Source organism: Streptomyces sp. NPDC091282 (genome assembly GCF_044757385.1).
Taxonomy (GTDB): domain Bacteria; phylum Actinomycetota; class Actinomycetes; order Streptomycetales; family Streptomycetaceae; genus Streptomyces; species Streptomyces gramineus.
Genome location: NZ_JBIVUX010000004.1, coordinates 388,464 through 411,139, shown reverse-complemented (window position 1 = coordinate 411,139; position 22,676 = coordinate 388,464). Strand labels below are relative to the sequence as shown.

The window sequence follows — 22,676 nt, the reverse complement described above, 5'->3', positions numbered from 1 at the left end:
CGGGTCGCTGCTGGTCACCGGGGTGTTGGCGCCGTAGTAGTGGGTCTGTTATTCGAAGAGGAGCGGCCGCGGCCGGCCCGCGCGAGGCCCATCGGACGCCGTGCCCGGACCACGACCGCCAGCAGGCGGAGAACGACGACCAGGCTCCCCCGCGAGCCGAACACGGGCGCCACCACATCGATGACACCGGTCAGGCGCCGCGGACGGGATCCCTTGAGGCCTCGCTGGTGGCGACGGAGACGTCAGGCCCTCATCACGGGTGTGGGAGGCCGTCTGGGAGAAGCCGTCGTGCCATGCTGCCTTCGCACCCGAGTCGCCGATGCGGTAGACGTCCACCACTGCGCCGGCCGCAACGACCAGGGAGAGGACCAGAGCCGCCACGCGGATCGGCTTCGCGGACCAGATGGCCTTGCCCGTGGCATCCGGCCGGGGTTCCGTGGCGGCCAGCGAAATCCACCAGACCAGCGAGGCCAGGAGGAACAGGCCGACCGCCCACGGGAGGAGACCGTCTCCGAGCTCGGCGTGGCGTTCCACCAAGGCGTCGTCCGTGACATGCCGTTCCAGCCACTCCCCGGCACTCGTCGTGAGGGGCACGCTGACCAGCGAGATCAGGGCCAGGAGCGGCAGCACGATGCCCATACGCCGGGCGGCTCGCCGGGATATCGCCGCGCCGACGAGGGCCAGCGCCGTCAGCGGGACGAGCACCACGACGAGGTGCACAAGAAGAACATGTGCCGGCAAGCCGTTGATCAGGGTCATGAAGAGGTCCTCAGATGTGGAGGTCGCAAGCACGGGGGGTACGAAGGCGCGTCAGCGTCGCACAGGAACCTCTCAGTCACCTCTGAGCGCAGGGCACACCTCGGCCGCGGTCGGGACCGATCCGTGTTCGGCCCCGTCCGCACGTTATGAGGCCACACGGGGCCGGCGGGAGCCGCGAGCTGTTCGGTGCCCGACCAACGGACGGGCACCCAAGCGCCCCTCGCCTTTCACCACTGGCCTCACGAACGAGAGGCCGGCTGTCCAAGCTGCAGAACAATGGGCCGCGCGGAAATCCCCGCCCAGCCGACCCGCACAACGACCCCGACACACCGGTTCAGCGGCTGGACGTCACGCCACGGGGCCAGCGCAGGCTGTTTCTACTGACCGGGAACGACTGCGCCTTTGCGAACTGTCAGGAGGTATTGGTCCTCGAAAACGGCGGCCTCTTCGGCGAGATCGCCCACATCCGCGCTGCGGAGAAGGGTGGGCCCCGCTTCGATCCAGCGAGGACCAGCGCCGGCACATCGAGCACCCCGTCCTGCTCTGCGTCAAGCACCATCAGCTGATCAACGATGCTGAGACCGCTGCTCGGTTCGACCGGGCAGCCCTTGAGGACATCAAGCGTCGGCACAGGGGTCATACCCGGCGCGTCCTGCAGGCGATGGAACGCGCCGAGCAACAGTTTGTCGATCACACCCGCACCCAGACCGTCGTTCACTGCTCTCGACTGAAGCGCATGTACGGCAGCGAGCTCGACGAGGACGACCGCCGGGGCACCGCCGAGAGCGTCAACAAGATCGTCGACCAGGTGCGCCGGGCCACCTCCAACCAGCGTCGGCGCAGGTGATCGTGGTAGGGATCCACGAGGGTGGGCCGGTACTTGGGGGCGCGGATGAGGTGCTCGGGCTCGATGACGCGGTCGTAGCGCTTGACGGTGTTGAGAGCCAGGTACAGGCGGCGCGCGCACTCCAGAAGCCCGACTCCGCGCTCGCGCAGGGCGTGGACTTGCTGCCAGGGCTCCCAGGTGGTGACGACCTGTCTCCCCTTGGCCGGGGGCGGGCCCGCTTTCGCCCAGCAGATGCTGTGCGCGGCCACTTCTTTGCGGACGGCCCCGGCGAGGTGGTGCCACAGGTGCCAGCGGTCGCTGATCTGGACCGCGTCGGGCAGGGCTCGGCGGACCGCCTCGGCATAGGTGGCCGATCCGTCCCGGTACACGGCCACAATGCCCGGATGTCCGCACAGCTAGGCTTCCAAAGTGGCGGCTTCACGGCCGGGCAGTACCTAGATCCGCTGGCCGGTCTCGGCTTTGATTATGACCATGGCGTAGCTGTGCCGGTGCCGCAGGGCAAAGTCGTCGACCCCGATCACTCGTGGGATCTGCACCTGCGGCACGGGCACCCGCCGCAGCAGCCGCAGCAGCCGCAGGGCGGAAGCGTACGACACAGACACGGCAGGGATCGGGCGACTCGCGCGGACGCCCGGCCGCATGACTCCCTGACCAGCTCGGATAACTAACAGGTCAGACGTATGGTACGGCGTTGACGGCGCTCCAGGAGCCGGGGACCTGCTCTCGGAAAGTCTGCCGCCTGCAGTCGCCCAGGACCGGGCAGACCAGCCATCGCATCCGCACCCGGACCACAACCTGCCAGCCGTCGACCGACACATCCCGCACCACGCTATTGACCAGCTTCCCGACGCGTTCACGCGTTTGCCGCTGCGTCTTCCGCCGCGGCCCGAAACACATCGACCATCAGGGGACCACGGAGGAGACCCACCCCCAAGGTCGTTTCGTGGGCGGCAATCGAGGTGACACCGTCGATCGGCAGGCGGAAGTATTCACTGTACTGTGGCACACGCCACGCGTGGATCGTTCCTTCCTCGCCGGCCGAATACAGCAGCCCCTGGTCGCCGAGGCGCGTGGCCGCGAGGCTGAGGACAGATCGGCTGTGTCCCTCCAGTACGGCTGTGCAGCGGCCAGTGTCTGGATCCCACAGGCGCACGGTGGAGTCGTCCCCGCTCGATGCGATCACCGTCCCCGACCCGGTGTCCACCAGGGCGACGGAGCGGACCCACTCCGTATGCCCGCTCAGCACGCGTAGACACTCGCCGGCCGTGGCGTCCCAGATTCGCACGGTCTGGTCCGTACTCCCGGAAACGACGACATCTCTGTCCGCAATCCGGCCGACCGCCACCGTACGCACCCATTCCGTATGCCCTTTGAGAACCAAGACGCTTCCTGCGGCGACGTCCCACACCCGGATGCTCTTGTCGTCACTCGCAGATGCGACTACGTCGCGGCTACCGACGCGCCCCGCAGCCACCTGCCACACCACGCCCGTGTGGCCGGTCAGTGTGATGCGCGGACGACCGTCAAGGTGCCAGACTCGTACCGTCCGGTCGTAGCCGCCAGAGTAAAGGGCCGGTTCGCCGTTGAGGACGCCAATCGCCACCGACTGTACCGTGCCAGCGTGTTCGGCACAGACGGCATGCAGGGTGCCGTTCGTGGCGTCTCGGACCTCAATAGTGCCGTGGTCGCCAGCAATCGCCATGACGGGTCCGTAGGGGCTGCGGCCGATCGCAATGCCGCGGACGATGCCGGGCGCCCTGCCGTCGCCGCTGAGCTCGCCCAGCCCTGACGCGTCCCAGATACGGACGCTGCAGTCGTTGCTGGCTGAGATGAGGGACGGCGCCCCGGCGAACTCGCCGACGGCTGCGGCTGACACGGACGCCGTGTGGCCTTCGAGCACGGACAGGCACTCACCCGAGGCGGGGTCCCAGGTACGGATGGTCCGGTCGTTGCTCGCAGATACCACGACGTCACGCCCAGCCAGGCGTGCGATGGCGACGGCCCTCACCCAGTCTGTATGGCCGTGCATAACCTCGCACGCCTCGCCGGTGAGCGGATTCCACGTACGCACCGTGCGGTCGTTGCTCGCCGAGGCGATCGTGAGCTGCTCCGCTGGCCCGCCCAACGCGACCCCCCAGACGGGTTCGGTGTGCCCGGTGAACACGAAGCGGCAGCGCGCCCTCTCGGCGTCCCAAAGGCGGATGGACTGGTCGTCCCCGGCGGAGACAATCACGTCCACGCCCTCCAGACGTCCCACTGCCAGAGCACGCACCCAGTCCGTATGCCCCTTCAGGATGCACACGCAGTCGCCGCTCAGTGCATCCCAGATACGGACAGCCGCATCGTCACCGGCCGAAACAATCACCTCGCGGTCACCGACACGGCCGATCGCGACTGCGTGGACAGCTCCCAGGTGGCTCGCCAGCAGGGCCATCTCCTGACCTGAGTCGAGGTCCCACAACCGCACAGTGCCGTCGTCGGATCCAGAAACGACGACAGGTCTTCCTGCGATGTGCCCGCAGGCGGTGGCGCGCACCCAACTCGTGTGCCCCTCCAGCAGGTTGATGGTACGCCCACTGAACGGATCCCAAACCCGCAACGTTCGGTCGGCTCCACCGGAGATAATGACGGCTGTGCCGCCTCCCTCACTGACGGCCACGCACTGGACCGGTTTGATATGCCCCAGTAAGGACCGGTTGAATGAAGTGGGGCGGGTACACGCCCACAGCGGCCACCACAAAGCCCCCTCGCGAGGTTCTATCTCCAGCACCGAGCCCTGGAGCAGGCCCTCCAGCGAAAGCACGGCAGCGCGCGAGTCGAATGTGTACTCGCCGAGGGTGTGGGCGACCCGTAGGTACAGGCGGGCGATGGCCCTGTCATCCGGCTCCATGCTGGTTCCCAACGCCTCGGTGAAGGTGTCGGGATCACATGCGATGAGGAAGTCAGTGTCCCGAATGAGGTGCCCGAGATATTCACCACGAGCTGCGTGGGCGGCAAGGAAGCGCAGGATGTACGGGTTGGCGTTCTCCCACCCGTCGCGGCGCCCCATGGCGGCGAGTTGCGCGGCGATGGTGCGCTCGATCTCTTTCTCACTCACCGGCGTTGGCCTCCGTGCGCAGGTAGTCCGCAATGGACTGGTGGTAGAGGCGGAAGACGGCCTGGTCACCCTCGGTCGCCTCGACCAGGTACCAGCCGGCCTCTCGGATCACCTGAGCCACATCTGCCGCTGAGTACGCGCGCCCCTTGGTGGACAATGACGTGGCCAGCGCGGACCATATCTGTCGCCGCGGGAGGCCCTTGCCTCGGGCGAATGCCAGCGGGCGAAGCACCTCGTGGAAGAGGTCGGGGTCCTCGAAGCGGTTCAGGTCGGCGGCCAACGCCTCGTACAAGCCCGCCACACCTATCTGTGCGGTGATGACCTTCTGCCATCCTCCGTCCGCCAGTTCGGCTGGCGGAACGCGACTGAGTGCCCGGACCGCGAAGCGGGCGTAGAGGAAGACGCCTTCGCTGCGCGCGGCGATCTGGGAGGCCGCCTGCCGCCGAGCGCTGGCGTCCTGCCAGAACTCGGAGAGCCGTCGCTCGGCGTATGCGGCGATTGCCTCACCCACGGTCTGGTCCGTATCGAGGTCGAGGACCAACGCCGGGTTGCGACGGGGGCTGAGCGCCGTCAAGAGTGGGCCCAAACCGCCTGGCGACGAGGCGGGCCGTCCGCTCCGGTCGCGCCGGGTTCCCACCAAGACCCTGCACCCGGGGAGGTCCGCCACCACTCTCAGCAGGTCACGAGCGATGAGGACTTCATCTCCGAGGACGGCCTCGTCGAGCCCGTCCGCCAGGACGGTCACCTCGCGCTCCGCCTCCGACAACGCAAGGACGAGACCCGATACCGGGTCGCCCTTGGAAGATAATGCGAGGCCGAATTGGTCTGCCAGCTCGGCGGCCACGGTGTCGGCGGACTTGTTCTTGAGGTGGACCACCGCATCGAAGATGCCGACCGGGGGAAGGGTGACCGAGTCGACGTCAAGCATGCCCAGGGCCCGGCACGCTGCCTGGGCGCTCTGGTCCGACAGGACGGCGAGCCGTCCCAGGACCGCGGACTTACCAGCGCCCGGGGAGCCAGTCAGCGCCACCAGGCCGACGCCGCCACTGAGCCAGCGAATCACCTGCGCGCTGATCTCCTGACGCCCCGTGAAGAACCAGCCCAGGTCGATGGCATCGGCGCCGGAGGCCTTGAGCAGGAAGTGCTCCCGATCGCCGAAGGGGAGATGCTGGAGCAACTGCCCCAACTCCACTGAGCGGTCTGCGGCGCCGACACGGTAGCGCGGATTGGGGATCACCTTCATCGAGCTCAGCCCCACCACTCGTGCGCACTGCTCCTCGCCCAGTTGGTCGCCCAGTTCGTCGCAGAGCTCGCCTGGCGTGATCCACGGGTCGAGGTCGCGCCAGTGGCGCTGTTCACCCGGGGGGCCCGACCCATTTTCTACAACGTTCATCAGGGTTTCGACAAACAGGCCGCTGGAGGACCGTTCATGGTGCAGCGAAGAGACCAGCACGGCAAGCCGCATGGGAGGTCCAGCCATGGACGCCGCCTGGCGTTCCAGCGCGGCCTGGAACTCGGAGGCCGCGAATCCCACACGGCATGCGTCGAGGAGAATCAGCGCCTCGCGGGCGCGACTGTTCAGAATGAGCGCCGAAACTTCCTCCGCACTGATCGCTTTGGAGAAGGAGTAGGGCGGCCCCGCCGGACTGGTGCGGCTGAGGATGAAGTGACGGCCGTGGTGCAAGCGCCCATGACCGCCGAGATAGAACACGATCGCCGGCGGTTGCGCGGATTCCCTTGCACCGTCGGCCCATTCCTCCACAAATGCGATGATCTCTCTGGAGGAAGCCCTGGCAAGGCGGGGAGGTACGGTGACGCCGCGGAAGCCTAGCTTCTCGAAGAAAGCGGCAAGGTCGGCAGCACCGGACACCGAACGAGGGAGGTCCTCATGCAGGCTTCCGGCATAGTCGATACCAAGCGAGAGGATCTCTCGAACCCGACTCCGCCTCACGTCAACACCCCCCCTGAGGCACCCGTTTCGGCTACACTAGCAGACCCATGGGGTGAAGCAGGAGGCGGATGTGGCTGTATTAGCCGATGGCGATATAGCCGTCGTTGTTCCCGGAATCTTGGGCAGCTCCCTGGAACGCGAGAACCGTCAGGTCTGGGGTTACCGACAGATCGGCTACAACCTTTTCCGCTTGGCGGAGAAGCTCACTCAAGATCTCTCCCTTCCACCTGATGCATTCGACTCCCCGGACGTGGCCTTCGATACCGACGTCAAGGCAACCAGCGTCCTGAGCTCCTGTCATCTCATTCCCGGATTCTGGTCGGTCGACGGTTACCGGGCCATGGTGAGGAGCTTACGCAGCCGCTACGCGGTCCAGGACATTTTCACCTTTCCCTACGACTGGCGGCAGTCCAATCGCGTATCGGCCCGGCGCCTAGGCGAATTCATCCTGCCGCTTCTACACCGACGGCGCAGAACGCATCCCCGTGCCCGCGCGGTGCTCATCGGCCATTCCATGGGCGGCCTGGTTGCCCGGTACTACGCGGCCTGTCTGGACGCGGACCACAACACGCGACGAGTGGTCACCATCGGGACTCCCTATCTCGGGTCGGTCAAAGCACTCCTGGTACTGGCGAGGGGCACGATCAGCCTGGGGCCGTACACACTTGATCTGGCCAACTTCGCCCGGAGCCTGCCGTCCGTCGCGGAACTGCTGCCCATCTACCCCTGCGTATGGTCCCCTGACGGAGAGTTCGGCACGATCGAGTCACACGTGGTGCCGGGGCTGCCAGCACATCTGACCGCACACGCTATCGCCTTCCAGCGAGACATCCGCGATGGAATGCGCAGGCACGGATCCCAGGCACCGAAGTTCCATGCCGTCGTCGGGCACCTCCAACCCACGGACGTCTGGGTCTCGACCGAGTCCGGTTTACAGGCGTACCAGCCAGGCGACCTCGCCGATCGCGGAGACGGCACGGTGGCCAGGCGTTCGGCGACCCCGCCCGAATGGGAGAGCGACGCTGCGGCCACGTTTCTTCCAGGCAAGCATGCGTCCATCCATCAACAGCGCGAGACCCTGCGCCATCTGCACGGGATACTCACTGCCCGGCCTCACGTCCCCATGGCAGTCGAGGACGAGATCGCGGTGACCGCGCTGCAGTACGCAGTGACCGACCACGTGTGGGAGATCCGGGCAGAGTCGTGCAATGGCGTCGACACCCTGGCCATCGAAGTGGTCGTCACTGACGACACCGGTCAGCAGCTCTGCGCGCCTATACCTCTGCGTCCCACGGGCAACTTGCAGTACCGGGCTTTCTGGCGCCCGACGACGTCGGGCGTCTTTCGCTGGGAAGTGCGCCCAATGGCGCATGCCGCAACTCCGCTGGAGCCAATCTCGGACCTTGTACTAGTCGGACCGCCGGAAAAGAGCGGAAAGGGGCGGCCGGCAGCCATCGCACCATCACGTCGGTAGGAGGAAACCCTATGCTCGACGCGATTTCCGAAGAGAACATCCTGCGCGTCCCGGAGGACTTCCCCGTCGGCCATGCCTTTTCCGCTCCACCGGGACTCCTTCGAGTTCAGCGCGAGCTGCCACTCTGCCCGGTCCGGACACCCCACGGCCACCGGATGTGGCTGGTGACACGGCATGCGGACGTCCGCGCCGTCCTGACCGATCCTAGACTCACCCGGCAACTGGCCTTTCCCGGCGCTCCGCGCCTGGCTGGCGAGGACGTCACCTCGCTGGCTGACTCGCTATTCAATCTCGAGGGACCTCGGCACACGGTGCTGCGCAAGGTGCTGTCCGCCTCGTTCAACCGAGGCACTGTGGAATGGTGGGCCGCACAATGGCGGCGGGCGGCGGCCGAGGCCGTGAAAATGCTGAGGCTATCGATGACGTCCGCCGACCTTGTCACTGCATTCGTCGACCCAGTGGTGGCTGATGTCGCCGCATCGCTGCTGGGCCTCAGCCGGGACGATTTCCTCCGAGTCCGGGAGAATGTCAGGTGGCAGACTGCCTTGACCGTCGGCAGCGGCCCCGTCGGACGGGCAACCGCGAACCTCGTGGAGTTCGCCAGCAGCCTGCTCACCCAATCCGATGGACGCGAACAACACCTTCCGGTCACCGCGCTGTCTGCGGCTTACCACGACAAAGTCATCACGCGCCGCGAGGCCGTCGCGACAACCACTCTGCTGCTGCTGACTGCGACGGACTCTCTCGTGACACCACTGGCCACAGGATTACTGGCACTACTCACTCACCAAGACCAGCTAGGGCGCCTCCTACGTGAAGAGACGCCCTGGGCCCATGCGGTGGAAGAGGTCCTGCGATTCTACAACAACGGGCCGACCAACTACCCACGGCTGGCAAGGGCCGACGTCTCACTAACCGAAGGAACAATTCGGTCTGGCGAGGCCGTCATCACCTCGACTCTCGCGGCCGGTTGGGACCCTCGGCTTTTCCCAGTGCCTGACCGCTTCGACATCCACCGCCGCAATGGCGCGTCCCTCGTGTTTGGCGCCGGGCCACACCGCTGCCCCGCCGCGGCCTTTTCACGTAGCATGCTGGCCCACTTCTCCAGCGCCGCGTTCACCGGGTTGCCAGGTCTGCGGTTGGGTGCGATGCCCGCGCCGAAGGACTCGGGCAACTTCTTCACCCGGCCTACAGTCCTGCTTGCCGAGTGGTCCTGACGCTACATCCGGCCCAGACTGACCATCCTGGGGATCACCTTCTTCGCCATGATGGATCCGACCTTGATGCCCTGCTCCTGGAAATGCGCGTCAATCCAGCGGAGTTCGCCAAGCTCGGCTTGCGGTGTCATCTCGCCGTCCACCTCTACTACATAGGCGTGGATGATGAGCGGTTCACCCTCGAAGACGGCAATGTCGCTGAACGTGCCTAGGTAGTCGTATGCGGCGACGTCGACACCCAACTCCTCATGCAGTTCCCGGTACAGCGTCTCCCGCTGAGTTTCGCCTCCCTCCATACGTCCGCCGGGCATGATGTACTCCTCGCCCTCCTGCTTCTTCTTACGTACGACGAGGATCTTGTTGTCCCTTACGATGGCGGCGCCAACCTTCTGGATGGCTGCCTGCGTCGGGTCGTACATACGATCTTCCGGACGGTCCACGGTGTCCTACCTTTCATAAGTTCATCGCACTTCCCAGGGGAAAGTGACCCAGCCGCCACAACACACGGCCCAGTAGTCGGGGCATAGTTCGCCAGAGATTCGGCCCGGCTCCGCGCAGCCCCCCTTCCATACGAGCGCAGCTGTTCTGACTTTGGCCGCCCCATTGGCCTTGATCATTCGGCTGACGCCGGAGATGGTCGCACCGCTGGTGACGATGTCGTCCACCAGAAGGACGTCTCGGCCGGTGAGATCACCGACCGACGCAGTGTTCCGCAAGATGAGTTCCGGGAGCATCGGTGAATGTGCGAAATCGCTGGACGTATGGCGCGCGTAGGCCACACGGACATCATCGATCTTGATCAGGTGTGCGATTATGGTTGCTGGAATGAGGCCACCGCGTGCTACAGCAACGATGGTGTTCGGGGGTTCGTCACGCGCTATCTGCAGATGCAGGCGGTGCGCTAGGTCCTGGATGGTTTTCCAGTCCAAGTCGGGGTCAGTAGCAGCCATGTGCCCCCTCCAGTTGCCTGTCCACCCGATTCTGCTCCCGCACAGCGGAATCAGACCATCTTCGCCGACCCACGAGAGGGCTGGCAAGCGCCACGCTAAGGGATCGCTATTTGCTCTGCCAGGCTGTGAGAGTTTTCAGAGTGGCCACTGATCGGGTAACACCGACGGTGTGCGCAACGCACGAGGCTCCTGTGCCGTTGCGGGAGATGTCCGAAGTTTCAACCCACAGGCACAGGAGCCGCGTTGGTTCCACGTTCTGCCACCGCACTCGACCTGCCTCATGCCCTGGTCGAGTGGGTCACGATGCTCATCGTCACTCGCGAGGGTGACCGCCGCTGCAAGCTCTCGCCGCACCAGCGTGCCCTGGTCAGCCTGGTGTAACTGCGCCGGCACGGCACTCTCGCCCAGCTCGCTGCCGGGTTCGGTATCTCCGTCGGCACCGCGTACGCCTACGTGGCAGCCGTCGTCCATCTGCTGGCCGACCGCCCGCCCGGCCTGCTGCGTGCCCTGCGCGAGGCCGATTCCGGACTACGTCCTGTTGGACGGCACGCTGGCGGAGTGCGACCGGGTCGGCGACAGCCGGTCCGATTTCCCTCACAAGCCCCGTCGGCACGGGGTGAACGTGCAGGTGGTGACCGACCCTGCCGGGCGGCTGCTGTAGATCTCACCCGCACAGCCCAGCCGTGGGTGCGGACGACCTCACTGCCGCCCGCACCCACCGTCCCGGTTCTCACCGACCGTGCCTACATGGGAGCCGGCCTATGGGTGACGACGGCCCTCAAACGCCTGCCGGGCCGTGACCTCACACCCACACAACAGACCGTCAACCGTGCGCTGTCCGCGGCACAGGCACCAGTCGAGCGCGGCGGCGCCCGCCTGAAAACCTGGCGGATCCTCCGCAAGGCCCAGGGCAGCCCGAATCAAATGACGTCAATCGCCGCCGCCGTCCTCACCCTGGAGCGGCACCTCAGTGAAACTTGAGAGGGCGGTAGGCCGGGCTACCGTGTTGCCGAATCCCTGCGCGAGACGGTCACACGACAGGGACGGCGAGTTGGACTCCTTGCACGCGAGCGCAGATGACTGCGCCAGTCAAGGGCGGTTCGACTGTCAGCGGTGGGACCGCGCCACGACGCTTCCATAGTGCACGGAAGAGGAAACCACAGGTCACAGCCGCACGGGAGTCGTCCTGGACGCACCCGAAGCAGCATTCGCTGCACGCCACAGAAGCTCGAAAAACCACGTTTCCGCAGCTCAGAAGGCTTCTGCACCACAGCAGTGGTGGGGCGGGTGGAACTCGAACCCACGGCCGACGGATTATGAGTCCGCTGCACTTCCCTACGAGGTGTCAACCGGGCAGACCGCGCGCGTCAGCCAACTGATGCCGCTGACCTTCGAGGCACGCTCCGCACCAGAGCTTGCGAAACCAAGATCCGGACCAGACGCGGGCCGGCGGCCGATCACACATTCCAACTAGCCTCGTTTCCCCTGGTCAGCGACGTGCGAGTCCTGTACCACCAGCAGACGATGAACCTCCTGGTGTCGTACTCGCCGAAGAAGCTGGGCTTCATCTAGACGCGTGCGAAAGGGCGCCTGACCTGGGTTTTCACCATCAGGCGCCCTTCGCGCAACCCGCCCTCGATCAGGCCCGGCTTGCGTTTCACCGACATTGGCGCCGTGAACCTGGAGATGATCAATTCCTTCGAGCTGTACCGGACGTCGATCCAGGCAGTCGAGATCATCATCGACCAGCTCTACCAGCGGGCGTGCTTCATCGTCGAAGATCGCTAAGGCCTTCATTCACCGGTCTGGGCGGCCTATGGGCGTGTCCAGAAGACGGCTGCCGTTACCCGCGCAGGCCATGTGCGTCAGGACTGACTCCGCGTCCAGGACTCGGCCCCGACGCCGGCGCTGACACTCAGCCGAGCGAGCGGACATGCGACGCCGAAGCGGCCAGCCGGAGGCTCATCGGTCACGATGAGCCTGGTCCGGGAGTCCTCGATCATGTAGCGGAGACGTTCGTCCGGGTACTCCGGCGACAGCGGCAGGTAGGGGGCACCGGCGTGCAGCACACCCCCAGACACTCACCATCAGGTCGACGGACGGTTCCATGAAGATGCCGACCGGATCGTCCGGTGCCGCACCGAGTCGCCGCAGGTGGCCGGCCATGGTGGTGCTGCGCTGTCGGAATTGGCGGAAGGTCAGCCGCTCCGTGCCGCAGGACACGGCAGTCCGGTCGGGCTGGGCCAGGGTGGCCGCGCGCAGCATGTCGGAGAGGGATTTTTTCTCGGACCCCGTTAGTTTCGCCATCATCCTTCGAACCTAGAATTCGCCCATGTGAGTCGACGCGCGTCACGCATCGGGGGATCCTGCTCCGATTATCGGAAACCTGCGCGATGACGAAGGGAGTCGCCCGGGCGGCGACATAGCGCCGTGGCTCGCAATGCCCGCCGCCGTGATTCCGTCGACAGCACCTCGGACCCGCACGGGAAGGCAGCCGTCTGCGGCAGTGAATGTTCCGTACACCCGGTTTCTCGGCACTCCCGCCCGGAGCGAGCGAGGCCTTCAGAAAGCGTTAACAAAGCCGCAACGGAACACGGCCGCCTCCCCCGTGGGTGCACCCAGCCCGCACGCCGCCCCTGATGCCCATCATGCGCGTGGCCTCTTACTCGTCTAGCGGTTGTCGTAGGCCGTGCGAGCGGCGTCGATGTGCGGCAGGTGCGTGATGCTCCAATCGAGCAGCGGCGCGGTGGCCTCGCGCAGGCTCCGGCCCATCGCGGTCAGCTCGTAGCTGACGTGCGGCGGCATGACGTTGCGGACCGTGCGCGTCAGGATCCCGTCCCGTTCGAGGTCGCGCAGCGTCACAGTGAGCATGCGCTGGCTGATGCCGTCGATGGCCCGCTTGAGTTCGGTGAAGCGCAACGGCCCGTCCTTGAGCATGCGCACGATCAGCAGCGCCCACTTGTCTCCGACGATCCCGAGGACCTCACGGGCCTGGCACGGGTTCTGCACGGTTACCTCCTGAGAACCGAGGCACTGAAAAGTGCCGTATTGCCCGGGGCGCGTCGCGGGGATCACGATGGTCTCGGTTACCAAAGAGTACCGAGGCACGAGGAGGAACCACGCGACCATGGCCACTTTTGTACTGGTACACGGCGCCTGGCACAACGGACGAAGCTGGGAGCGGGTCGTCCCGCTGCTGAGGGCGGCCGGGCACCGGGTGCTCGCGCCGTCACTGACCGGCTTCGGCGACAAGGCACACCTGCTGAGCCCCGAGATCGGGCTCGGAACCCACATCGACGACATCGCCGGCCTGATCGAGGACGAGCACCTCGACGACGTCGTGCTCGTCGGGCACAGTTATGCCGGGATGATCATCTCGGGAGTCGCCAACCGGGTCCCGAATCGGATCGCGCATCTGGTGTTCGTCGACGCGATGGTCCCCGAGGACAGCGAAAGCGCTGTCGACGTACTCCCTGTCACCAAGCAGCTCATCGATCTCGCCGTGGACGGCTGGCGGGTTCCGCCGATGCCCGAGCAGCCGCCGCCGCTCGGCTTGTTCGGCGTCACCGATCCCGACGACCTCGCCTGGTTGCGCTCGATGCTGTCGGACCAGCCGGTGCGGTGCCTGCGGGAGCCGGTCCGACTGGACGACCCGGCCGCGCGCACCGTCCCGCGCACACACATCCACTGCCTCAAGGACCGGCCGGCAGGCATCACCCGGCGCCCTGTCCCGGAAGGCGAGCGAGTACGCGAGCTGCCGACCGGCCACGACTGCATGATCACCATGCCCGTCGAGCTCTCCGCGCTGCTGTTGGAGACGGCCTAGTAATATCGCGGCTTCCCGGTCGTGGTTCCACCTGTAGGTACGACGGTTTGGTAGAGATCGCCGTTCGTCGCCGGGGCTCTGTTTCCTCGTCAGCCAAGACCCTGTTGTTGCCTTTCCCCGGAGAAATGCTGGCTGCCGAGGACGGCGAGGAGTTCCAGTTTGCCGGCGGCTTCGCTCCGCGGCGGTGCGGTGAGCACGAGCAGCGCCTGAGACTGGTCTTCGGTGAAGAGGACTTGGCAGTCGACCTCGATCTCGCCGAGATCGGGGTGGATGAGGGTCTTGTGGTCCGCGAAGCGGCGATGTATTTCCTGCTCGTCCCACAGGGCTGCGAACTCCGGGCTCTTCCGCGTCAGCTCGCGAACGACTTCCGTGGCGCGGGAGTTCGGTCCCGTCGCACCGAGCGCTGCCCGGAGGGAAGCGACCTGGGCACGGCTCTGCCGGTCGCGGTCGTGCTCCGGGTAGCGGCGGCGCTCCGTTTCGGGACGGACGAACCACCGGTAGACCTCGCTGCGCTCCAGGCCCGTGTAGTGGCTGACGTCACCGAAGAGGGCTTGGGCCGGTTCGTTCTGGACGAGCGTCTCCCCGAGGGCTGAGATGATCAGGGCCGGGGTGTCGGCCAAGCGGTCGAGTACCCGCAACAGCGCGGGTGCGACGTAGTCGCCGAGGCTGTGACGGTCCGGTGCACTGTGGCCTGCGACCCGGAAGAGATAGTCGCTGGAGCCGCCGTCCGTGGCAACCGATCTCGTCCCCGGTCAGCGGGAGAGCTCGTTCGCGATGCCGCTGGAGGAGTTCGTCGCCGAGGTCGTCACGCTGATCGAGACGCAGCCTGACGCGCGGGAGATTCAGGTCGAGCGGGTGAAGTTCCTCCGTTACGGCGAGGCCCGCGGCGATTACGACGAGACCGTGGCCGCGGTGAACCACCTCGACCCGCACGGAAAGTGAACGGCGCATCCGTCACGACCGGAATCCCCCTGCCCGCGCCCGTTCAGGAGTTCGTCGACGCGACCAACCGCGGCGACTCGGCGGTCTTTCTGGAGGCTTTCACCGACGACCCGGCACTGGACGACTGGGGCCGTGTGTTCGTCGGGCGCGACGGCGTCGCGACCTGGAACCACCGCCACAGCCCTCAGGCCCGGGTGCCAGGAGAAACGCCGTCACCCGGACGGGCCGGAGATCCACTCCAACGCACCACCCGCATCGGGTCCTCTTGCCCTCCGATCGGCGGAAGCGGGGTGGCTGAACCGCCACCGAGCCCGCCGTTCGCACAGGATCTGCGGTCGGGGTGCGCGTCCACGCGACCCCGTTCCCGATCCGGAGGAGAGCGTTGTCCGTGAAGTCCCTGGTGCGTCCGGCCGCCGTGCTCGCGGCCGCCTTCGTGGTCCTGACCCCCGTGACCGGCGCGGCAGCCGACCGGCCGGCCTTCTACGAGCCGCCGGCCCACCTGCCGCCGCACAACGGTGACGTCATCCGCCACGAGCGCTCGTTCTTCTACCTCGACCCGTTCAAGCACATCCACGCCGACGCGGCCGTCCAGCGCTTCATGTACCGCACCACCGACCGCAAGGGCACGCCCATCGCCGTCACCGCCACGGTCCTCACCCCCAACACCCCGTACGGCCACGGCGGGCCACGCCCGATCATCGCCTTCGCGCCCGGCACGCAGGGGCTCGCCGACAAGTGCGCGCCCTCGCGGCAGATGCCCGAAGGCACCGAGTACGAGGGACTGCCGGTCAAGCACCTGCTCGACCAGGGCTGGGGCGTCGTCGTCACCGACTACCAGGGGCTCGGCACGCCCGGCGTCCACACGTACATGACGCGCGAGGCCCAGGGGCGCGCCGTGCTCGACTCGCTGCGCGCCGCCCAGCGCGTACCGGGCACCGACCTCCCCGCCGACGGGCCCGTCGCCCTCTACGGCTACTCGCAGGGCGGCGGGGCCAGCGCCGCGGCGGCTGAACTCGCCCCCACGTACGCACCCGAACTCGACGTCAAGGGCGCGGTCGTTGGCGCCCCTCCCGCCGACCTCGACGCGGTCGCGGCGAACCTCGACGGCTCCGCGTACGGGGCCTTCTTCAACTACTCGCTCTCCGGGCTCGGCGCCGCCTACGGCATCGACGTCGACGCGTACCTCAGCCGGCGCGGCCAGCAGGTCACCGCCGACCTGCGCGACAACCAGTGCACGACGCAGGCCCTCGCCAAGTACCCCTTCCTCAACTCCCGCTTCCTCACCGCCGACGGGCGTCCACTGACCGAACGGCTCGCGCGGACCCCCTGGAAGGAGGTCGTCGCGGACCAACGGCTCGGCAAGCACGCCCCCGCCGTGCCCGTCCTGCTCTCGCACAGCCGCAACGACGACGTGATCCCGTTCCGGGTGGGCGAAGGACTCGCCAAGGACTGGTGCGCGCGCGGCACGACGGTGAAGTTCTCGCCCAACCACGTGCTCGGCCACATCCTCGCCACCGCCGCGACGAGCAACGAGGGCGCGCCCTGGCTCAGGGACCGTTTCGCGGGCCGTCCCGCGCCCAGCACCTGCTGAGACCGTCCTGCAACAGCGCTCGCCCCCGCTCCGGCCCCGATTCGTCCGCAGGGTGGAGGACACCGCAGGCGAGGTGACCGCGAGGTGCTGGCCGCGATCGTCGTCGTTGCTACCCCGGGCTGCACCTGGAACCAACTCCCGCCGGGTTTCGGGCTGTCGGGGGTCACCGCTTTCCGGCGGTTCACCGGCGAGGACCAAACGCTCACTCAGTCCACTGCGGTGCGAGTGGCCCTGTACTGGCCCACGGGTGACGGCTCGGATGGACACCGAATCCGCCGCCACCAAGTGAGAGGCTCTCGATCACCATGCCGCAAACCCGTTCGTTCATGCAGGTCGATGTGTTCTCCGCACAGCCCTACGGCGGCAGTCCGGTCGCGGTCGTGCTGGACGGTACGGACCTGACGGATGAGGAGATGCAGCGTCTGGCGCGCTGGACGAATCTGTCCGAGACCACATTCGTACTGCCCCCCACTGCCGCGGAGGCGGATTACCGGGTGCGGATCTATACGCCCGGGGGCGAGCTGCCGTTCGCGGGGCATCCGACCCTGGGTTCGGCGCGGGCCTGGCTGGAGGGCGGCGGCACGCCACAGCACGCCGGTCGGATCGTGCAGGAGTGCACCGCGGGCCTGGTCACCGTGCGCTGCGGAGACGGCTCACTGTCCTTCGCCGCCCCGCCCAGGGTGCGCGAAGGCGCGCTCGACGACGCCTGTCTGGACCGGATCGTCGCCGCGTTCGGCATCAGCCGGGAGCGGGTGCCGGCCCACCAGTGGGTGGACAACGGGCCCGGCTGGGCGGTGGTTCAGCTGGCCACCGCCCAGGACGTCCTCGCCCTCGAGCCCGACCTGTCTCTCCTCCCGACCGCGATGGTCGGCGCGATCGGGGCCCGCCGACTCCGGTCAGTACTTCGTCGCCGGCGCCCACCTGGACTCACCTGGCGTAGGACGCGTGACGCGCAACGGCACTGGCTACACGTTGGAGTACCTCGCGCCGGCGCTCGCCTGAAACGTCGAGCACGCACCCGTGACCGATCGGGTGATTCGCCACCAGTGCGGCCCGGCCTCTCCTTCAGCAGGTGGACGGTCGCGTGTCCTGCCGTGTCGAACGTGTCGTCGCGGACCTCGTCGTGCGGTCCTCGACGTAGCGGCCGACCCGGCCGTGGGAAGGCCCCTCGCCGTGGTGCCGGGCCCGAACTGCGTCCGGAGTCATGGAGTTCGGGCCAGCGACAGGGATGGGACAGCCCGGCGCCTCTGGGTCTGGTCTGGCCTGGCCTGGTTGACGGGATGGCGGATCTCCTGAATGCAGGCCCTCAGCCGGTCGGCAGGACGGAACCGGGAGCCGCGCCGCCCGCGGAGATCGCGTCGATGTTCACCGGAGTGGACGTGGCGCTGAGCGGCGGGGCGAGGACGACCGTCGGCTGGCCGAAGGCCGGAGGAGGCGGGGTCAGGTCGGACGCGGGCAGCGTAGGCGGGGCGGTCTGCTTCGCGAGGGTCTGCTCGAAGTCGACCAGGCCGGTCTTCTCCATGACCGTGATGTGATCGAGCACGGTGTCGTTGGCCTGGTCCGCCAGGGCGCGAACCAGCGTGTTCTTGGTGGTGGAGCGGATCTTCGCCACCGTGTTGAAGATCGATCCGTGGGTCATCCGCAGGATGTTGGCGAAGTCCGTGTCGAACTGCTCGCCGTTGTCGGCTGTCAGCGTGAACACGAACCCCTGCTGCTGGGGGCTCGCGACGTTGGGCAGCGTGATGTTCAGCATGGGTGCGATCTTGCGGCAGGTCGTGTCCAGTGCGGAGTGTCCGTCGACGAGGTGTCGACTCGCGATGACGACCGCCTTGGAAGTGCCCTTCTGCAATCCCATCTGCCCGACCGGGTATTCCCACAGCCCAGCCGCGCGGACCTTGACGACGAAGTCCCGGTCCGACTCGGTGAGCGGACCCCACTGCGTCTGGGCGATGACGGTGTCGTGCGAGGTCGAGGCAGCGCCGGCGCCCAGGGTGCCCGGGTAGGCGAACGCCGCGAGCGCAAGGCTCGCAGCACCACCGACGACGAAGGCTCCCGCCACAGTCCAAGAGAGGCGCACTGAAACTCCTGCAGGTCGTAGATCCGTCCGGGGACAGGTGCCCAACAGCAGTACGGACGGAAGGCCCACGCGTCTCGACCGCCTTGGTCATTGATTCCAGCGGGATCCGGTGCGAGGGATCCGGCCCAGGTCGAGGAGGTCACCGAAGCTGCGGGCACCGTCGTCGGCGATCCAGCCCGCGACTGCTGGCGCATCCAGGCCCTGAACCTGCACTTCGGCCAGATGCTCCTGACCCCCTGACACTTGAGGGCGCGCCCCTGCCCGCGCCGCCACGGGCCGGGCCGCCGGACGTCCTCTCGACGACGCCGTGCTGTTCGCAGGCGGCTCCGGGCCCGGTGTGCCCGGACATCGCGACGCCTCCCTCGGGCTCACTCCTCTTCGTCGCCGTCACGCAGAGAGCCGATCATGTTCCGCAGGAGGCGGAACGCGTCCGCCTGCTCCGTCTCCGTCATGCCGGCCAGCATTCTGACCTCGACGGACCGGACGGCCACGGTCGCCCTCGCCAGGCTCCGTCGGCCGCGAGGCGTGAGCCGCGTGGGAAGGACCTTCCCGACGGGTGCCTGCGCGGGCCTGGTCACGTAGCCGTCTCGTTCCAGCGCCTGGAGCAGGACGTTCATCGACTGCCGGGTCACGAACGCGCCTCGCGCGAGTTCGGAGTTCGACAACCCCGGCCGCTGAGCCAGCAGTTCGAGGCAGGAGTAGTGCGTCACGCTCATCCCGAGCGGCCGCAGCACCTCCTCCATGGCCACGCGGAGCGCACTCGACGCTTCCTTCAGCAGGTAGCCCAGTGACGTCTCCAGGTCGACGCCGGCGCCCTCTTCACTCATGTCAGTATCTTGACATAGGTTCTGCGTGTCAGAAGACTGACACACGAAAGAGGAGCACCGTCATGCCCGCAACAGGCCCCGACTTCATCTCGCTGCAGGTCAGCGACCTCGCCGTCGCCCAGGCGTTCTACGAGCAGTACCTCGGCCTCGTCCGCTCTCCCGCGGGACCTCCGCACGCGGTCGTGTTCGACACGAAGCCGATCGCGTTCGCCCTCCGGGACATCGTCCCCGGCACCGACCTCGCGTCCGTGGCGCAGCCCGGCATCGGGGCGGCGATCTGGCTCCACGCCACGGACGTGCAGGACATCCACGACGCCCTCGTCGCCGACGGCCACACCATCGTCTCCGCACCGATCGACGGCCCGTTCGGCCGGACGTTCGCCTTCGCCGACCCGGACGGCTACCACGTCACTCTCCACGACCGCACCTGAGGACCGCCGGACGCGAAGTGCCCTGCGCTCGGTCAATCCGCTGCCGGACCTGCCGGAGAACTCCGAGCGGCGAGCCGAGCACGCCCTTAGGCGCCGAGGAGTTCCAGCAGGTCCGCCACGAGGCCGTCCAGGTGGCGGCCGACCTCGGTGATGGCCGGGTTGCCGTAGGAGGCGAACAGGTCCGAGGGCCGGTCGACCGCGAGGTGGGTGCGGCCGGCGGCGTCGGCGTACAGGACCATGCGCAGGGGCGCGTGGAGCATGGCTGCCGGGTCGTGGTGGAACATGCGCTGGGCGATGACGTGGTTGCCGACGAGGTACTCGGTGCATTTCCAGCCGGACGGCGAGGTGGCCATCAGGCCCGTGACGTCGATCTTCCCGTAGATCATGAGGCTGTGCGGCGCGTTGATCTCGGCGAGTTCGCGCACCGCCTCCCAGCTGCCGAGCTGGCCGAAGCGTGCGAGGTCCGCGGGCGGCACCAGTTCCTCGAAGCGGCGTACGGCCGGGTCGTAGGGCTGGGGCAGGACGGCGTCGATCCGTAGCACGGTCAGTTCGGTGGATTCCCGGGCCGCTGTGGTGGTCATGGCTGTCACCGGTTCTCGTACTCGAAGGCCGCCGTCGGGGCGGCCTCGTCGGTCATCGGCGAGACGTGGTGCACGTCGATGGTGATGGAGGGGAGGTTGAGGTTGGCGGTGCCGTCGGGATTGCGGCGGAACGTGCGACGGCGGGTGGGGACGACCACACCGTCGAAGGAGCGGTGGTGGCCGGTGTAGTGGGCGACCAGGGCGCTGCCCATGACCTCGTTGACGTAGTCCATACGACGCTGCAGGCCGTCGGCGTCGTAGTAGAACGTCTGGTCCAGGCTGTGCGTGGCTATCGTCCCGGGGTACGTCACGCGCAGGCGACGCCAGGTCTGTCCGGCCTCCCGCCACGGCTCGATCTCACGGACCAGGACGTCCGGCCGGGTCAGGAGCAGTGGCGTGGTCAGGTAGTTCCACAGCGCGTAGCCGAGGAAGTAGCCCAGGCGTGCGGCGTCCCACGGCGAAGCACGCAGCAGACCCGTGAACGCGGCCCGCGGGTCGGTGAGTTCCTCCACGACCCGGCCGGAGTCATTCCTGAGCACGACGCGTTGCGGCCCTGCGCCGTCAGCGGCCGAATCCAGCGCGGTGGCCGCGGAGTTGTCGAACTCCATGCTCATGTCCGGCGCGGTGAACGGTGTGATCACGACGTGCTGACGGCGGGTGTCCGCGGTGACGGTCATGCCGGGTGCGCCGTCCGGCCAGCCCTTGGCGGCCCAGACGGAACCGCCGACGGAGACGTCCGCGCGCAGGGCGCGGATTCCTGACCATCGGCCGCCGCCGCCGGCGGCATCGAGGACGGTACTCAGCAGAGTGTTCATGGTGAGGCTCCCTCTTACGGATGTCCCCCACGGAGGCCGCCGCCCCCTCCGCGCGCCGCTCGATCAGCCGCCGGACGTCGCCCGTGCTGGTCACCTTCTCCGCATGACGGTAATAAGCGTACACCTTTCACCTATTACATCAAATCGCCTACCTCTTTGAAGACCGCCGCGATTCGCGCCATGAGGTTCATGAGGTTCGCCCTGGACACCGCCCGAGGCACGGGCCGCCCGGATCAGGCCGTGGGAGACGGTGCGGGGTCCGTGGTGGCGGGCGGTACGGCGCCTGTCGTGGGGGGTTGGGCCGCCGGGTCCGTGGTCGAGACGACCAGGAGTTTCGTGACGGACCCGTCGTCGGCGACCACGTCGCGCAGTTCCCGGAAGCCCAGCCGCCGGCACATGGTCAGGCTGGCGACGTTCTCGGCACCCACCATGCCGTAGGCCTCCTTCAGGCCCAGTTCGTCGGCGGCGTACCGGAGCAGGCCGCGCACCACCTCGCCGCCCAGGCCGCGGCCCCAGTGCTCGGGGATCAGCGCGGTGACGAGTTCGTGTCCTTCGACGTTGCCGGTCCTCTTGACCTCCGCGTGGCCGACGTAGGTGCCGTCGAGCCACAGGCCCCACACATCGAAGAGGTGCTTCGGATACACCTCGGTGAGGACGGCGCGGAACAGTTCGCGGATCTGGGCCTGGGGCACGAGGTCCTGGCCCATCCACCGGCACACCTCGGCGTCGCGCAGCAGGGCGACGAAGTGGTCCTCGTCCTCGGGGCGGTAGGGCAGGAACTCCAGGCGCTCGGTGCGGAGGGGCGGGGTCATGACGGTCTCCTCGGTCCGGGAGGTGCGCGGGTGCGGCGAACCGTGCTGGCAGGGCACCGGCGACGCCGAGAAACACGGGGGCGCCGGGCCGGCGCGGTGCGCGCGCGGCCCGGCGTGCCGGAGGTGCGGCCGGCGGCTCAGGCTCCGGTGGAACTGTCCATGCGCTCGCGCAGGCTGCGCGGCCGCATGTCCGTCCAGACCTCGTCGACGTAGGCGGAGCACTCGGCCTCGGTGCCCTGCTTGCCGACCGGCTGCCAGCCTGCGGGCACGTCCAGCTCCACAGGCCAGAGGGAGTACTGCTCCTCGTCGTTGCGCAGCACCTGGTACGTGGTGTCCTCGTCCATGTCTGTCTTCTCCTCTTGTCCTCGTGCGTCGTCGCGGGTGCGGGGCGGCCCAGGCGGCCGGAAACGGCCGGCGGGGGACGCGGGCGGGGGCGCGCGGGCCGTACCGCGCCGTCCGGACCCGCCGGTCCGGACGGC

General features: G+C 67.6%; 22 protein-coding genes and 5 pseudogenes. 10 read left to right on the top strand and 17 right to left on the bottom strand.

The annotated features are described in order from the left end of the window. Window positions 1-48 precede the first annotated feature (48 nt). The 5 genes and pseudogenes from ACIQOE_RS20695 to ACIQOE_RS20675 all read right to left on the bottom strand — a co-directional run bounded on the left by ACIQOE_RS20695 (window position 49) and on the right by ACIQOE_RS20675 (window position 6,573). A complete protein-coding gene (locus tag ACIQOE_RS20695) occupies window positions 49-759 on the bottom strand; it encodes a DUF2231 domain-containing protein (protein ID WP_401412861.1) in 711 nt (236 codons plus the stop codon). A 412-nt stretch (window positions 760-1,171) separates the two neighbouring features. Then, window positions 1,172-1,477: a hypothetical protein gene (locus ACIQOE_RS20690; RefSeq protein ID WP_401412859.1), complete on the bottom strand. Its 306-nt coding sequence runs from the start codon at window positions 1,475-1,477 to the stop codon at window positions 1,172-1,174. A 113-nt stretch (window positions 1,478-1,590) separates the two neighbouring features. After that, a pseudogene (locus tag ACIQOE_RS20685) lies at window positions 1,591-2,425 on the bottom strand (transposase); the annotation flags it as partial. Between the two features lie 34 nt (window positions 2,426-2,459). Next, window positions 2,460-4,703: a WD40 repeat domain-containing protein gene (locus ACIQOE_RS20680; RefSeq protein ID WP_401412857.1), complete on the bottom strand. Its 2,244-nt coding sequence runs from the start codon at window positions 4,701-4,703 to the stop codon at window positions 2,460-2,462. Continuing rightward, window positions 4,696-6,573, bottom strand: a complete 1,878-nt coding sequence (locus tag ACIQOE_RS20675) for a hypothetical protein (RefSeq protein ID WP_401412855.1) — start codon at window positions 6,571-6,573, stop codon at window positions 4,696-4,698. The genes ACIQOE_RS20680 and ACIQOE_RS20675 overlap by 8 nt, the downstream gene beginning before the upstream one ends. A gap of 133 nt (window positions 6,574-6,706) precedes the next feature. Between ACIQOE_RS20675 and ACIQOE_RS20670 the strand changes: the two genes are divergently transcribed. Then, window positions 6,707-8,128 (top strand): esterase/lipase family protein, encoded by a 1,422-nt coding sequence (locus ACIQOE_RS20670; RefSeq protein ID WP_401412853.1) that lies wholly within the window; start codon window positions 6,707-6,709, stop codon window positions 8,126-8,128. 11 nt (window positions 8,129-8,139) lie between these two features. Next, window positions 8,140-9,345 carry a cytochrome P450 gene (locus tag ACIQOE_RS20665; protein WP_401412851.1) on the top strand — a complete coding sequence of 402 codons (1,206 nt, stop codon included), beginning with the start codon at window positions 8,140-8,142 and terminating at the stop codon, window positions 9,343-9,345. Between the two features lie 2 nt (window positions 9,346-9,347). Here the strand turns inward: ACIQOE_RS20665 and ACIQOE_RS20660 are convergent, their stop codons facing one another. Together ACIQOE_RS20660 and ACIQOE_RS20655 are read right to left on the bottom strand one after the other, a co-directional pair. After that, a complete protein-coding gene (locus ACIQOE_RS20660) occupies window positions 9,348-9,785 on the bottom strand; it encodes an NUDIX domain-containing protein (protein ID WP_401412849.1) in 438 nt (145 codons plus the stop codon). 21 nt (window positions 9,786-9,806) lie between these two features. Beyond that, window positions 9,807-10,295 (bottom strand): phosphoribosyltransferase, encoded by a 489-nt coding sequence (locus ACIQOE_RS20655; protein WP_401412847.1) that lies wholly within the window; start codon window positions 10,293-10,295, stop codon window positions 9,807-9,809. Between the two features lie 243 nt (window positions 10,296-10,538). Here ACIQOE_RS20655 and ACIQOE_RS20650 point away from each other — a divergent pair. Beyond that, window positions 10,539-11,276, top strand: a pseudogene (locus ACIQOE_RS20650) (transposase family protein). 884 nt (window positions 11,277-12,160) lie between these two features. Here the strand turns inward: ACIQOE_RS20650 and ACIQOE_RS20645 are convergent. From ACIQOE_RS20645 to ACIQOE_RS20635, 3 genes and pseudogenes are all read right to left on the bottom strand, one after another. Beyond that, on the bottom strand, window positions 12,161-12,364 hold the full coding sequence (locus ACIQOE_RS20645; protein ID WP_401412845.1) for a hypothetical protein: 204 nt from the start codon (window positions 12,362-12,364) through the stop codon (window positions 12,161-12,163). A gap of 16 nt (window positions 12,365-12,380) precedes the next feature. Continuing rightward, a pseudogene (locus ACIQOE_RS20640) lies at window positions 12,381-12,560 on the bottom strand (AMP-binding protein); the annotation flags it as partial. A 405-nt stretch (window positions 12,561-12,965) separates the two neighbouring features. Further along, the gene (locus ACIQOE_RS20635; protein WP_351322249.1) at window positions 12,966-13,304 is read right to left on the bottom strand and encodes a helix-turn-helix domain-containing protein; all 339 of its coding nucleotides are present in this window, start codon (window positions 13,302-13,304) and stop codon (window positions 12,966-12,968) included. A gap of 118 nt (window positions 13,305-13,422) precedes the next feature. Between ACIQOE_RS20635 and ACIQOE_RS20630 the strand changes: the two genes are divergently transcribed. After that, a complete protein-coding gene (locus ACIQOE_RS20630; RefSeq protein ID WP_401412842.1) occupies window positions 13,423-14,121 on the top strand; it encodes an alpha/beta fold hydrolase in 699 nt (232 codons plus the stop codon). Between the two features lie 89 nt (window positions 14,122-14,210). Here the strand turns inward: ACIQOE_RS20630 and ACIQOE_RS20625 are convergent, their stop codons facing one another. Then, window positions 14,211-14,762, bottom strand: a complete 552-nt coding sequence (locus ACIQOE_RS20625) for a hypothetical protein (RefSeq protein WP_401413399.1) — start codon at window positions 14,760-14,762, stop codon at window positions 14,211-14,213. An 88-nt stretch (window positions 14,763-14,850) separates the two neighbouring features. Between ACIQOE_RS20625 and ACIQOE_RS20620 the strand changes: the two genes are divergently transcribed. The 4 genes and pseudogenes from ACIQOE_RS20620 to ACIQOE_RS20605 all read left to right on the top strand — a co-directional run. Beyond that, window positions 14,851-15,063, top strand: a complete 213-nt coding sequence (locus ACIQOE_RS20620; RefSeq protein ID WP_351322245.1) for a hypothetical protein — start codon at window positions 14,851-14,853, stop codon at window positions 15,061-15,063. 388 nt (window positions 15,064-15,451) lie between these two features. Beyond that, window positions 15,452-16,654 carry a lipase family protein gene (locus ACIQOE_RS20615; RefSeq protein ID WP_365571342.1) on the top strand — a complete coding sequence of 401 codons (1,203 nt, stop codon included), beginning with the start codon at window positions 15,452-15,454 and terminating at the stop codon, window positions 16,652-16,654. Between the two features lie 30 nt (window positions 16,655-16,684). Then, window positions 16,685-16,840: pseudogene (locus tag ACIQOE_RS20610) on the top strand (transposase); the annotation flags it as partial. 119 nt (window positions 16,841-16,959) lie between these two features. After that, window positions 16,960-17,508, top strand: a pseudogene (locus ACIQOE_RS20605) (PhzF family phenazine biosynthesis protein); the annotation flags it as partial. 452 nt (window positions 17,509-17,960) lie between these two features. Here ACIQOE_RS20605 and ACIQOE_RS20600 read toward each other — a convergent pair. Continuing rightward, entirely contained in the window at window positions 17,961-18,731 is a 771-nt protein-coding gene (locus tag ACIQOE_RS20600) for a DUF4142 domain-containing protein (protein WP_401412839.1), read from the bottom strand. A 90-nt stretch (window positions 18,732-18,821) separates the two neighbouring features. Here ACIQOE_RS20600 and ACIQOE_RS20595 point away from each other — a divergent pair, with 90 nt between their 5' ends. After that, window positions 18,822-18,971: a hypothetical protein gene (locus tag ACIQOE_RS20595; protein ID WP_401412837.1), complete on the top strand. Its 150-nt coding sequence runs from the start codon at window positions 18,822-18,824 to the stop codon at window positions 18,969-18,971. Window positions 18,972-19,099: 128 nt separating this feature from the next. Here the strand turns inward: ACIQOE_RS20595 and ACIQOE_RS20590 are convergent, their stop codons facing one another. Next, window positions 19,100-19,558 (bottom strand): MarR family transcriptional regulator, encoded by a 459-nt coding sequence (locus ACIQOE_RS20590; protein ID WP_365553908.1) that lies wholly within the window; start codon window positions 19,556-19,558, stop codon window positions 19,100-19,102. Window positions 19,559-19,620: 62 nt separating this feature from the next. Here ACIQOE_RS20590 and ACIQOE_RS20585 point away from each other — a divergent pair, with 62 nt between their 5' ends. Beyond that, window positions 19,621-19,989: a VOC family protein gene (locus ACIQOE_RS20585; protein WP_365553905.1), complete on the top strand. Its 369-nt coding sequence runs from the start codon at window positions 19,621-19,623 to the stop codon at window positions 19,987-19,989. 86 nt (window positions 19,990-20,075) lie between these two features. On the opposite strand, the gene ACIQOE_RS20580 is transcribed toward ACIQOE_RS20585, so the two are convergent. The 4 genes from ACIQOE_RS20580 to ACIQOE_RS20565 form a co-directional block, all read right to left on the bottom strand. Beyond that, window positions 20,076-20,570, bottom strand: coding sequence for a DUF302 domain-containing protein (locus tag ACIQOE_RS20580; protein ID WP_365553902.1), 495 nt, complete (start codon window positions 20,568-20,570; stop codon window positions 20,076-20,078). Window positions 20,571-20,575: 5 nt separating this feature from the next. Beyond that, a complete protein-coding gene (locus ACIQOE_RS20575) occupies window positions 20,576-21,385 on the bottom strand; it encodes a hypothetical protein (protein ID WP_401412834.1) in 810 nt (269 codons plus the stop codon). 233 nt (window positions 21,386-21,618) lie between these two features. Further along, window positions 21,619-22,197, bottom strand: a complete 579-nt coding sequence (locus tag ACIQOE_RS20570) for a GNAT family N-acetyltransferase (protein ID WP_351326404.1) — start codon at window positions 22,195-22,197, stop codon at window positions 21,619-21,621. A 137-nt stretch (window positions 22,198-22,334) separates the two neighbouring features. After that, entirely contained in the window at window positions 22,335-22,541 is a 207-nt protein-coding gene (locus ACIQOE_RS20565; RefSeq protein WP_351326405.1) for an MbtH family NRPS accessory protein, read from the bottom strand. Window positions 22,542-22,676 lie beyond the last annotated feature (135 nt).

Excerpts from the sequence above, each read along its gene's own strand:
- ACIQOE_RS20695 (WP_401412861.1), bottom strand. The coding sequence starts at position 759 with ATGACCCTGATCAACGGCTTGCCGGCACATGTTCTTCTTGTGCACCTC.
- ACIQOE_RS20665 (WP_401412851.1), top strand. The coding sequence starts at position 8,140 with ATGCTCGACGCGATTTCCGAAGAGAACATCCTGCGCGTCCCGGAGGAC.
- ACIQOE_RS20655 (WP_401412847.1), bottom strand. The coding sequence starts at position 10,295 with ATGGCTGCTACTGACCCCGACTTGGACTGGAAAACCATCCAGGACCTA.
- ACIQOE_RS20630 (WP_401412842.1), top strand. The coding sequence starts at position 13,423 with ATGGCCACTTTTGTACTGGTACACGGCGCCTGGCACAACGGACGAAGC.
- ACIQOE_RS20590 (WP_365553908.1), bottom strand. The coding sequence starts at position 19,558 with ATGAGTGAAGAGGGCGCCGGCGTCGACCTGGAGACGTCACTGGGCTAC.
- ACIQOE_RS20585 (WP_365553905.1), top strand. The coding sequence starts at position 19,621 with ATGCCCGCAACAGGCCCCGACTTCATCTCGCTGCAGGTCAGCGACCTC.
- ACIQOE_RS20580 (WP_365553902.1), bottom strand. The coding sequence starts at position 20,570 with ATGACCACCACAGCGGCCCGGGAATCCACCGAACTGACCGTGCTACGG.
- ACIQOE_RS20575 (WP_401412834.1), bottom strand. The coding sequence starts at position 21,385 with ATGAACACTCTGCTGAGTACCGTCCTCGATGCCGCCGGCGGCGGCGGC.
- ACIQOE_RS20570 (WP_351326404.1), bottom strand. The coding sequence starts at position 22,197 with ATGACCCCGCCCCTCCGCACCGAGCGCCTGGAGTTCCTGCCCTACCGC.
- ACIQOE_RS20565 (WP_351326405.1), bottom strand. The coding sequence starts at position 22,541 with ATGGACGAGGACACCACGTACCAGGTGCTGCGCAACGACGAGGAGCAG.